Origin of the sequence: Xylophilus sp. Leaf220 (genome assembly GCF_001421705.1) — a bacterium.
GTDB lineage: Bacteria > Pseudomonadota > Gammaproteobacteria > Burkholderiales > Burkholderiaceae_C > Xylophilus.
The window spans coordinates 137,113-148,897 of record NZ_LMKO01000024.1 but is presented as its reverse complement, the minus strand read 5'-3'; the positions used below and the strand labels follow the sequence as shown (position 1 = coordinate 148,897).

The window sequence follows — 11,785 nt, the reverse complement described above, 5'->3', positions numbered from 1 at the left end:
TCGGCGTCAGCCCTCGACCATCGCCCGCACCTTCGCAGTGAGCGCCGCCATGTCGAACGGCTTGGTGATCACCGCCATGCCGCGCTCCAGCTGGCCGTTGCCGACCACCGCATTCTCGGCATAGCCGGTGATGAACAGCACCTGCAGGCCGGGCCGGCGGGTGCGCGCGGCGTCGGCCACCTGCCGGCCGTTGAGGCCGCCCGGCAGGCCGACGTCGGTCACCAGCAGGTCGATCCGGCCGGCGGCGTCGAGCCGCCGCAGGGCGGCCGGGCCGTCCTCGGCGACCAGCACGCGGTAGTCCAGTTCCTGGAGCATCTCGGTCAGCAGCATGCGCAGGGTCGGCTCGTCCTCGACCACCAGCACCGTCTCGCCTTCGCCGGGCTGCAGGGCCGGCGGCGCGACCGGGCCCTGCGCTTCCTCGAGCGGGCCGGCATGGCGCGGCAGCAGCATGCAGAGCGTGGTGCCCGCGCCGACCTCGCTGCGGATGCGCAGGTCGCCGCCCGACTGCCGCGCGAAGCCGTAGACCATCGACAGGCCCAGGCCGGTGCCCTGGCCGAGCGGCTTGGTGGTGAAGAACGGGTCGAAGGCGCGGGCCGCCACCTCGGGCGCCATGCCGCAGCCGGTGTCGGTCACGCAGAGCGAGAGATAGTCGCCCGGCGGCACGTTGCAGTCGTGCGCCGCCTGGGCGTCGAGCCGGACGTTGGTGCTCTCGATCGTCAGGCGCCCGCCCGCCGGCTGCATCGCGTCGCGGGCGTTGATGCACAGGTTGAGCAGCGAGTTCTCCAGCTGCGACGCGTCGATCCGGCTCGGCCAGAGCGCCGCGTCGCCTACCACCGCCAGCGCCACCGTCGGGCCCACGGTGCGGCGGATCAGCTCCTCCATGCCATCGACCAGCCGGCGCACGTCGACCGGCTTCGGGTCGAGCGTCTGCCGGCGGGAGAAGGCCAGCAGCCGGTGGGTCAGCGCCGCGGCCCGGCGGACCGACTCCTGGCCCAGCGTGATGTAGCGCGCCGCGCCTTCGGTGCGGCCGGCGTCGAGGCGCGTCTGCAGCACCTGCAGGCTGGCGCCGATCGCGGCCAGCAGGTTGTTGAAGTCGTGGGCGATGCCGCCGGTGAGCTGGCCGACCGCCTCCATCTTCTGGCTCTGGCGCAGCTGCTCCTCGGCCCGGCGCAGCGACTCGGCCTGCGCCCTGACCTGCGACACGTCCCGGCCGGCGGCGACGATCAGGCCGTCGCCGGGGCTCGCGCTCCAGGAGATCCACCGGTAGCTGCCGTCCTGGTGCAGGCAGCGGTTCTCGATCACCGGAGCGCCGCTGTCGGCGGCCAGAAGTTGCGTGCCGGCGCGGGTGTGCGCGAGGTCGTCCGGGTGGACCAGGTCGAACAGCCGGCGGCCGACCAGCGCGGGTTCGGTCCAGCCCAGCACCCGCTCCCAGGCGGGGTTGGCGGCCAGGATCTCGCCATCGAAGCGGGCGACCAGCATCAGGTCGTTCGACAGGTTCCAGAGGCGGTTGCGGTCGGCGGTGCGGGCCTGCACCTCCCGCTCCAGCGCGCCGTTGACCGCCCGCAGCTCGGCCACCGCCTGCGCCGTCGCGACCGCCGACCAGGTGCGGTCGGCCACGCCGCGCACGAAGGCGATGTCGTCGGACGTCCATGCGTGCGGCGCGTCGTCGTGCAGCAGGAACAGGCCGGCGAGTGCGCCGTCGCGCATCAGCGGCACGTTGAGCAGGGCCCGGATCCGCAGGTGCCAGAGCTGCTCGACCTGGCCGGCGGTGCGCGGGTCCTGCGCCACGTCGGGGATCGCGACCACCTCGCCGCGGCGCAGGTCCTCGATGAAGGAGCCGAAGTGCGCGAACCGGTAGCGGCCCGCCACGCTGTGGGCGCCGGCGTCGCGGTTCCAGTCGCGGGTGACGTCGGCGTGCTCCTGCGCCGTGTCGATCGTGGCGTAGCCGGCGCGCATCACGCCCACGGTTCGTCCGCAGATCCCGGAGGCGGCGGTCACGATGTCCTGGGCGTCGTCCAGCCCGCGCAGCCGGTCTCCCAGCGCCAACAGCGCGCCCTGGCGAATTTCGGCCTGCTTGCGGGTCTCGATGTCGACCAGCACGCCGGGAAAACTCGCCGCACGCCCGTCTTCGCCCAAGGTGACAGCGCCGTTGGCCTCGATCCAGCGGTAGCCGCCGCCCGGCTGCCGCACCCGGTACTCGGCGCGGTACGGCCCGCCCCGCGCCAGCGCCTCCCGCACCTTGCGCTGCACCTCGGGCTCGTCCTCGGGATGGATCGACTGCACCACGTCGGCCAGCGGCACGCCCTTGTCGAGCATGTCCGGATCGAGCGAGAAGCACTGGGCGAAGCGGCGGTCGCCGGTGAAGCGGTCCTGCGCCACGTCCCAGAACCAAGTGCCGGCCACGGCGCCCGCATCCAGCGCCAGCTGCAGCCGCTCCTCGGCGCGGGCGATGGGAAGCAGCGAAGTACGGACGTGGAGGGAGGACATGCGGGGCGGGCGGTAGACGGCGTCGGGAGGTGCCCGGCGAGTCGCCGTCGGCACCGGACATTCTCCCGTTTTCGACGCCGTCGCGCAGATGGCTGGGCGACAGTTTCCCGCTACAGCGCGGCCACCGCCGCCTTCACCTCGTCGGCGCCCAGCAGTTCGGTCAGCACCACCGGCGGGCGGCCCGGGGCCTGCAGGAGGTAGACCGGCACGCCGCTGCGGCCCAGCGCCCGCAGCGCGGTGCTGACGGCCGGGTCCTGGCGGGTCCAGTCGGCGCGCAGCAGGGCGACGCGCTTGCCGTCGAAGGCGGCCAGCACGTCGTCGCGGGCCAGGGTGCCGCGCTTGTTGACCTGGCAGGTCACGCACCAGGCGGCGGTGAAGTCGACGAACACCGGCCGGCCCTCGGCCTGCAGCGCGGCCACCCGCGCCGGGCTCCAGGACTCCCAGCGCTCGCCGGCCTGGGCCACGGCGGCGGCGGCGGGCGCATAGCGCACCAGGTTGTGTCCCCAGGCGCCGACCACTCCGACCAGCGCGGCGACCGACAGCAGCGCCGCGCCGACCCGGGTGCGGCCCCGCAGCGTCAGCGACCAGACCACCGCGGCCAGGGCCACCAGCAAGGCGAGCAGGGTGCCGGCGCCGTCGATGCCGCTCTGCTGGCCCAGCACCCAGGTGAGCCAGGCGACGGTGGCGAACATCGGGAAGGCCATCGCGCGGCGGAACACGTCCATCCAGGCGCCGGGACGCGGCAGCAGGCGGGCCACCGCGGGCAGCCAGCTGGCGGCCAGGTAGGGCAGGGCCATGCCCAGGCCCAGCACCGCGAACAGCGGCAGCGCCTGCGCCACCGGCAGCCCCAGCGCCAGCCCGAGCGAGGCGCCCATGAAGGGCGCGGTGCAGGGCGAGGCGATCGCCACCGCCAGCACGCCCGACAGGAACGCATCGGCTACCGGATGGCGCAGTGCGGTGCCGGCCAGCCCGCGCGGCGCCCACATGCCGAACTCGAAGACGCCCGCCAGGTTCAGGCCCAGCAGGGTGAAGAGCGCCGCCATCGCCGCCACCACCGCGGGCGACTGCAGCTGGAAGCCCCAGCCCAGCTGCGCGCCGGCCGCCCGCAGCCCCAGCACCACCGCGCCCAGCAGGACGAAGGACAGCACCACGCCGGCGGTGTAGGCCAGCCCGGCGGCCCGGTGCGCCCGCCGGTCGGCGCCGTGCCGGGCGAAGCCGATCACCTTGACCGCCAGCACCGGGAACACGCATGGCATCAGGTTGAGCAGCAGGCCGCCGAGGAGCGCCGCGGCCAGGGCCGCCAGCCAAGTGCCGAGCGGCGCGAGCTGCGGCGGCAGCGCGGTCGGGGCGGCGGCTGTCGCGCCGGCTGCATTGGCCTGCAGCGCCGCCTCCAGCGCGGGCGACACCGCGGCGGGCGCGGCGGTGGCGGGCCAGGCACCCTGCAGGTCGGCCTCGATGCGCCAGCCGGTGCGGGCGCCGTCGGCGCCGGTGGCGACCAGCACCATCGGCAGGGTGGCCGGGGCGTCGCTGCGGTGCGGGTCCAGCGGCACCCGGGCGGTCCAGGCGTCGCCCTGCCAGCCCTGTTCTGGCGTGGCGGCGGTGACGACGATGTTGGGCGTCTCGGGCAGCAGCTCCAGCGGCCGGCCGCGCAGGGCGGCGGGCAGCGCGGCGGCGGAGACCGCCAGCCGGTCGCCGTCGACCGTGGCCTGCGCCCGGCCCGGCACGTCCGCGGGCCGCGCGGCGCGCGCCGCCTCAAACTCGGCGCCGAAGCCGGCGGTGCTGCCGCGCACCGGCAGCACCAGCGCCAGGTCGGCCTGCTCGGGGATGCACTCCTTGCGGCAGACCAGCCATTCGGCGTGCAGCTGCAGGGTGACGGTGGCGGCGCCGGCTGGCGGCTGGAAATCGGCCGCCACGGTGAAGGGCACCGGCAGCAGCACCGTGCCTTCGTAGCCGTAGTTGGCCAGGGTGCCGATCGGGATCTTCCGGGGCACCGGCCAGTCGATGGCGCCGGCGGACAGGCCCGCGGGCAGCGTCCAGGACAGGGTGGTCGGCAGGCCGGAGTCGCCCGCGTTCTTCCAGTAGGTGTGCCACTCGGGCTGGTGGGCGATGCGCAGGCCGGCCCAGAGGGTGGCGCCCGGTTCCACCCCCTGGGGCGCATGGGCCACCAGCTCGGCCTCCACATGCGGCGTGGCGATGCGGGCGGGTGCGGTCTTCCCGGCAGCGGATGCGAAGGAAAACTGGGCGCTGGCGGGCGCCACGCACTGGCTACTAGCTATTAAAAACGTAGCAATGGCCGCCCAGCGGCTGCGCCATGCGGACAGGGAAGGGCGAAGGGGGGCGGCGTGCATGGCGAGGGTGGGAGCGGGCGCGGCGCGGGGAAGTTCCGGCATGCCGCCCGCGTTGCGGGCTAGCCTGCGATGGTAGGGCACCCCGCGGCGCCCGGTGCGGCAGGTTCCCTCGCGCCTGCTCAGCGCAGGGCCGGCACGCCGCGGGCGCGGGCGGCCGCCAGGGCGGCCTCGGCCTCGACCGGCTCCATGTCGAGCCGGCTCACATGGCCTTCCTCGTCGTGGTGGACGACGACCCGCTGCGCCAGGTGCACCGACGCCAGGTCCCGCTGCGGCATGCCGGCGTAGTCGGCCATCTCGGGAAAGGTAGAGGCATGGACCGAGTCGCCGAACTGGGTCTCCTCGCTCTGCTCCTCCCGCCGGCGCAATGGTGCCAGCAGCAGCATCACCAGCAGGATCGAGAGGATGCCCGCCACGTAGAGGGCCACCAGCTCCCACACCTCCAGGCTGCGCGGCAGCGCGAAGAAGTGGTTCCAGACGTACCAGGCCACGACCAGCCAGACGCCGGCGACCAGCACCGGCCGCAGGTAGTGCAGCCAGGTGAACATCCAGAAGGCCGAGCGCCGCGGCTTGTGGGCGTTGAAGGCGCGCAGCGGCACCCGGGCCGCGTCGATGATCGGCTGGCCGGCGACCGGCTCCACCCACGACTGGGCGGCCTCCTCGGGCATGACGCTGTCGGGCGCGAAGAAGGAGTCGTCGAAATCGGGGCGCGCGTTGTCCTTAGCTCGCATGGGTGTTTCCTCGGTCGGGGCTGGTCCAGGTGGCGCGCTTGCCGCGGCGGCGCATCAGCACCAGCGGCAGGGCGAGGACGGTGGTGACCATCGTGATCGTCCAGAAGGCGATCGGGTACCACACGGTCCAGAGGAAGTAGCGCAGCAGCGAGCGGTCGTAGTGGCGGTCGATCCACAGGCTCACCAGCATCTGCAGCATGCAGGTCAGGCCGAGCAGCGTGCCGCGCCAGGCCGGGAAGATGCCGACCTGCCAGGCCTCGGGGATCCAGCTGTCGGGCAGCCAGTAGTGCACCAGGGCGGTCAGCAGCAGCGCGAACATCGCATAGGCCCAGACCACGCTGGCCACGTATTCGAGGAACACCGGCCACATGCGCCAGTGGCGCGGCCGCAGCAGCGGCAGGCCGTAGCGCATCAGCGTCTGGATGCCGCCGGTGGCCCAGCGCTGGCGCTGGCGGTAGAGGCCGCGGATGCTCTCGGGCATCAGGATCCAGCACATCGCACGCGGCTCGAAGCGCACCCGCCACTGCGCCATCTGCAGCTTCCAGGTGACGTCGATGTCCTCGGTCATCATGTCGGTGCTCCAGAAGCCGACGTCGAGCAGCGCCTTGCGTCGGAACATCGTGATCACGCCCGAGACGGTGAAGAGCCGGCCCAGGATCTGCTGGGTGCGCTTGATAAGGCCGATGGTCGAGGAGAACTCGCCCACCTGCATCCGGCCGATCAAGGTGGTGCGGGTTCGGATTCGCGGATTGCCAGTGACCGCGCCCACGCCGTCGGAGGTGAGCAGGTGGCGCAGCAGCCAGGCGATGGCGTCGCGGTCGAGCAGCGCGTCGCCGTCGATGCCCAGGATGAACTCGCCGCGCGCCAGGGCGGTGGCGGTGTTCAGGCCCACCGCCTTGCCCTGGTTCTGCGCATGGTGCACCACCCGCAGCTGCGGATAGGTGCGGGCCAGTTCGTCGAGCACCGCGCCGGTGTCGTCGGTCGAGCCGTCGTTGATCGCGATCACCTCGTAGTACGGGTAGCGGGTGCGCATCACCTGCTCCAACACCTCGCGGGCATGCGTGCCCTCGTTGAAGCAGGGCACCAGGATCGACACTACCGGCAGCGAGGGCAGCAGCGTGAGCGGGTCCTGCTCCAGCGGATCGCCCCGCTCGAACGCCAGCGCATGCGAGATGCCGCCGGCCATCCACAGGTAGGCCATGAAGAACGGGTAGTAGAAAACGTAGCCGAAGACCAGGGTCGGCAGGCCGACGCCCAGGAAGGTCTCGAGGGAATCGATCATTTCGTGGCCCGCTCCAGGGGCGCCGGGTCGGTCGCGGGCGGCGAGGCCGCCGACGCGGTGCCGGCACCGGGTCCGGCTGCGGTGGGACTGGCGGGCGCGCGCGCATCGGCGGCGCCCGCGCCGGCCGCGGCCGGCCGGCCCGGAGGCAGCGGCAGGATGCGCAGCGACATCGCCTCGCGCACCGTCGCCAGGCCGGGCTGGTCGTGGAGGAAGTCGTCCGGGTAGTACGCCAGGTTGCGAGCGCCCTTGCGGCGCAGCACCTCCCACTGCCGGGCGAGCGTCGCGTCGGGCACGGCCCGGCCGGTGGTCCAGTCGCGGGCCTGCAGCTCGAACACGGTGCGCTCCAGCCCCTGCGGCGTGGCGGCGGCGACGGCCACCAGCGACTGCAGCCAGGCGTCGGCCTCGGCCGCGGGCACCTTCTCCATCGCGGGCATCGCCATCACGGCGGTGTAGTCATAGGCGGCCAGGGACAGCGTGTAGTTCTGGGCGAACCAGGCCTCCGACGCCGGCTCCAGCAGCGGCCGGGCGTACACGTTGCGCACGGTGCGCAGCTGCGGCTGCCAGGCGCGCAGCCGCTGGGCCAGCTCCTGGGTGAAGGCGGTCACCGCGCGGGACTTGCCGGCGGTCCAGCGGGCGCGCAGGTCGGGGTCGGCCTGGATCTTCGCGATGTCGGCGGGCAGGCCCCAGCCGGCATAGGCGGCCAGCGCGGCGGGCGATGCGTCCTCGTCCTCGGCCAGGGTGGCGTCGTCGTGGAACACCACGCCGGCGAACATCGCATGCCGGCCCAAGTCGTCGTAGAGGTCGCCGATCCAGGTGCGCGCGGCCGGATCGAAGGGCGAGAGCCGGTGGTAGCGCGGCGTGGCGGGCGCAGGCGTGCCGGCCGGGGCGGCCACCGGCTGCAGGCGGGGGCCGTTGGCGGGCACCCGCCAGGCCATCACCGGCATCCAGGCATACACCTGCACGCCGGTGCGGGTGCGCAACTGCCAGGCCACCCGGCTGAACAGGTCGGCCCGCACCGGCAGGTGCCGGTTGGGGAAGTACACCGCGTCGGCCACGCCGTCGCCGTCGGGGTCGGCATAGGCCTGCAGGTAGACCGACGACGGGCCGATCGCCCGCACCCGGTCGAGCAGGCGCGACAGGTTGCGCTCCTGTTGCGCCGGGTCCGGGTCGTAGACGTAGTCCAGGTCGACCTGCATCGCGCGGTGCGGCGTGGCGTAGTCGGGGCCGTAGGCCTGGCGCAGCAGCCAGGCGTAGTCGGGCGCCTCGTGCTCGTAGCTGGCCAGGGTGCGCGAGATGCGCTGCAGCGCGTCGGGCTGGCGCAGGTCGTTGGCGCCGTCGTCGAGCGTCAGGGCGATCTCCAGGCCCGCGCGGCGCGCGGCGGCCAGGGCCTGCGCGTTGTAGCTGCCGTAGGGCCAGGCCAGGGCGCGCACCGGCTTGCCGGTTTCCTGCTCGATGCGGGCGCGGCTGCGGCGCAGGTCGGCCTCGACCCGGGCACCGAAGGCGGCGTCGGTTTCGTAGGTGCCGGTCTGCGGGTCGTAGCGGTGGGCGGCCGCCGCAGGCAGCACGTTGCCCTGCGGGTTGGCCGGCACGCCCAGGTGCAGCGCGTCGGTGTGGCTCGCGAACTCCACCAGGCCCGAGCGGGCCATCTCGGCGGCCTGCGGCCAGGTCAGGAACTGCTCGCGCGGCAGCGTGGTGCTGCCCCAGGGCACGCGCTGGCCCTCGGGCACGTCGAGCCAGGAGGTTACCAGCGCCATCACCGCCGGGTAGCCGAAGGCCTGCAGCAGCGGGTAGGCCTTGGTGTAGGCACTGCGGTAGCCGTCGTCGAAGCTCAGCAGCATCGCCTTGGGCGGCAGGCGCGGGCCGCCGTTGCGGGCGGCCACGATCTGCGACAGGCTCACCACCGTCCAGCCGTCGTCGCGCAGCCACGAGAAGAGGCCCGCCAGCGTGCGCTGGTCGAGGGCCGACTCTTCCGGGTCGGACTCGAAGCTGGCGCGCACGTTCTCGCGGATGTCGTGCAGTGCGATCACCCGGAAATGCAGGCCGTCCTGCGGGTCGGGCGGCAGCATCCGCTGCGCATGCGCGGATGCCGCCAGGAAGAAGAGGGCGCAGAACGCCAGCAGGACGCGCCGCAGCGGTCTGCAGCGAAAGGAGACGGGGAGGGAGAAGGTCATGGCGGATGCGGTCACTGCAGCGGGAACGTGGCGTTCAGGAAGAGCTGGCGGCGGCGTTCGGCGACGCCGTCGTAGGGATGGCTGACCACGCCCAGGCCGTAGCTGACGCGCATCGCCGGCCCCAGCGTCCACTGGTGGCCGTAGCGCGCCATCCACACCGGGCCGCTGCCGAAGCCCACCTGCTCGTAGCGGCCGGCACCGGCCTCGAACACCTGCGAGAAGACGCGGTCGTCGTTCTTCCAGGTGAGCCACTGCAGCCGGCCCTCGGCCATCAAAGACGCGTCGCGCCGCGGGCTGAAGTACGGCACCGCATCGGTCTGCTGGCGCGACGTGTCGGCCGAGACCGTGCTGTCGAACTGCAGCCGCGGGCTGCTCCACCAGCGCTCGCGCCAGCTGCCCGAGAGCGCGGTGCGGCCGTTGCCGTCGCGGTAGTCGAGCCGCTGCAGCTCGCTGCGGAACTCGCGCGATTCGTCGACGATGTAGCGGGCGCCGACGGCCGTTTCGCGCGCCGAGATGCCGGCCCGCCAGGCGCGCCAGGGCACGTCGGGCGAGTTGGTGTCGAAGCGGGCGAGCAGCCGCCAGGCGTCGCTGGCGCGGTAGCGCAGGCCCACGGCGGCGCCGGTGCGCGGCGTGCCGCCGTTGCTCTGGTGCAGCTGGCCTTCCAGGTCCCAACGGCCCTGCTGGTACTGCAGGCCGATGCCGCCGCGCGCGCGCCGGGTGCGGCCCTCGTCGTCGCTCACGGTGGCCTGGCCCAGCACCTGCTCGTAGAAGACGCGCCAGCGCGCGTCGATCAGGCCCGAGCTGAGCCGCAGCCGCACCTGCGCCTCGCGGCTGGCGAGCGCCCGGCCGCCTTCGCCGGCACCGGCCTCGATCTCCAGCCGCGCACCGGTGGCCGCCCGCACCTGGCGGGCCAGGCTGCGGGCGGCGGGAGAGTCGGGGTAGTCGGCCTGCAACTGCTGCGACAGCTTCAGCGCGGGGCCGAATTCCTGCAGGTCGAGCAGCGTCTCGGCATAGCCGGCACGGCCTTCGACCGAATCGGGCCGGTCGGCGAGGATTTGCTCGAACTGCGCCGCCGCGGCCTGCGGATGCTCGCGCAGCCGCTGGGTGCGGGCACGGCCCACCAGGAAACCTTCGTTGTAGGCGGCGGCCCCCACCAAGGCCTGGAACTGCTGCTGCGCCCGGGCGGGCTGGTCGGTGTAGAGCGACATCAGCGCGCGCAGGCCCTGCACGTCGCCGTATTCGGGGTTGGACGCCCCGCCCACCGGCGACAGGCGCAGGGCGACCGGCGTGGCGCCTTCCAGCTGGCGCATCAGGGTCTCGGCGGGGCCGAACGCACCGGTGTCGAGGTAGGCGTAGAGCAGCCCCACGTGCAGGTTGGTCGGGCCCTGCAGCGCAGGGCCGGCCTCGCGGATGGCCTGCTCGAAGAGCGGCACCGCGCGGTCGGAGCGGCGCTGCTGCTGCCAGGCGAGCGCGGCCGCGCCGGTGGCGTACCAGGGCATCGCGATGCCGCGGCGGCCGGCCTCCTCGTACAGCGCCACCGTGTCGGCCGCGCGCGCCCGCTCCGACAGCGCGAAGACCGCGTCGCCCCACAGGCCGCTGCGCACCACCTGCCAGGCGGGCGTGGCCCCGTCGGGGCCGGCCTCGAACCGCGTGCGCGCCGCGGCCAGATCGGCGATCACCGCGTCGAGCTTGTCGAAGCGGCGCGCCGTGGGCCGGCCCTGCTCGACATGGTCGCGCTCGGCCGCGGCCCAGCCCAGGCGCTGTCCCAGGGCGTTCTGCTGCAGCCGCGCCATTTCCAGGCGCGAGAAGCGGCCCGCCTCGGTGCGCTCCAGCGCCTCGGCATCGCGCCAGGCGGCAGCGGCGGCGTTGGCGTCGGCCAGCAGGAACACCCGGGCGCGCAGGGCATAGCGCTGGCCCGGCTGCAGGTCGAGCACTTGCTGGTAGTAGCCCAGCGCGCCCAGCCGGTCGCCGCGCGCCTCGGCCAGCACGCCGCGCAGCTCCAGCAGGTCGATGCGCCGCGGCGTCTGGCCAGCGGCCGGGTCGGCGGCGAGCCGCTCGATCGCGGCGGCGGCCGCGTCGAGCGTGCCGCTGTCGATCCGGAACATCGCCTCGGCCACCCGCGGCTCCCAGTCCTGCGGCGCCACCCGGCGCCACTGCGCGACGGCCTCGCCCTGCAGGGCCCGGTCGCCCATCGCGCGGGCCGCCCCCACGGCGGCGCCGAGTGCATAGGGTCGCAGTTCCGCCAGCGGCACGCCGCGGGCGGCGGCCACCGCCTGCGCCGCGTCGCCTGACTGCGAGGCGACCGTCACCAGGTCGGACGCCACGCGCGCCCGCGCATCGGCAGGCAGGTCGGGCGCCTGCCGCCAGGCAGCCAGTTGCGCGAGGGCTGCGGACGCCGCAGCGGGCGTGCGCTCGGCACGCCAGCGCTCGATCAGCGCGTCGTGCGGCGCACGGCCGTAGGGTTGCAGCGGGGTAGGAGGGGCGGCGAGCGCTGCGCCGGCTTGCGTGCCGGCCGGGGGGGAAACCGCGGCGGACGCCTGCAGCTGCGCGCCGGCGGGCATGGCGGTGCCCATGGCCAGCATGACGGCCAGGTGGCACAGTGTTGCAGGCGATGGGCAGCGCCTGCGCAACGATGCGGCGAAGGTCTGGTGGTGGGTGGTTCTGGGTGGGAGGAGTCGGGGTGCGCGATGGGCGATCGGTGTAGCGGCAGGCATGCGTTCTTGTTGTGGGGGTGCCGGCGTCGGGTCCGCGACGATGCGATGGACCGAC

Annotated in this window: 6 protein-coding genes; all 6 read right to left on the bottom strand. The window is 74.1% G+C overall.

Translation table 11 applies throughout. The features are described from left to right. Positions 1–6: 6 nt before the first annotated feature. Positions 7–2,487, bottom strand: a complete 2,481-nt coding sequence (locus ASE76_RS16265; protein WP_055841812.1) for a PAS domain-containing protein — start codon at positions 2,485–2,487, stop codon at positions 7–9. A gap of 110 nt (positions 2,488–2,597) precedes the next feature. Further along, on the bottom strand, positions 2,598–4,835 hold the full coding sequence (locus ASE76_RS16260) for a protein-disulfide reductase DsbD (protein WP_082448662.1): 2,238 nt from the start codon (positions 4,833–4,835) through the stop codon (positions 2,598–2,600). A gap of 119 nt (positions 4,836–4,954) precedes the next feature. Continuing rightward, a complete protein-coding gene (locus tag ASE76_RS16255; RefSeq protein WP_055841806.1) occupies positions 4,955–5,563 on the bottom strand; it encodes a PgaD family protein in 609 nt (202 codons plus the stop codon). Beyond that, positions 5,553–6,845, bottom strand: a complete 1,293-nt coding sequence (pgaC, locus tag ASE76_RS16250) for a poly-beta-1,6-N-acetyl-D-glucosamine synthase (RefSeq protein ID WP_055841803.1) — start codon at positions 6,843–6,845, stop codon at positions 5,553–5,555. The genes ASE76_RS16255 and pgaC overlap by 11 nt, the downstream gene beginning before the upstream one ends. Next, on the bottom strand, positions 6,842–9,016 hold the full coding sequence (pgaB, locus tag ASE76_RS16245; RefSeq protein WP_082448661.1) for a poly-beta-1,6-N-acetyl-D-glucosamine N-deacetylase PgaB: 2,175 nt from the start codon (positions 9,014–9,016) through the stop codon (positions 6,842–6,844). Before pgaB ends, pgaC begins: the two co-directional genes overlap by 4 nt. Before the next feature lie 11 nt (positions 9,017–9,027). Continuing rightward, complete coding sequence (pgaA, locus tag ASE76_RS16240) at positions 9,028–11,598, bottom strand: poly-beta-1,6 N-acetyl-D-glucosamine export porin PgaA (RefSeq protein ID WP_055841800.1); 2,571 nt, start codon at positions 11,596–11,598, stop codon at positions 9,028–9,030. Between the last annotated feature and the right edge of the window lie 187 nt (positions 11,599–11,785).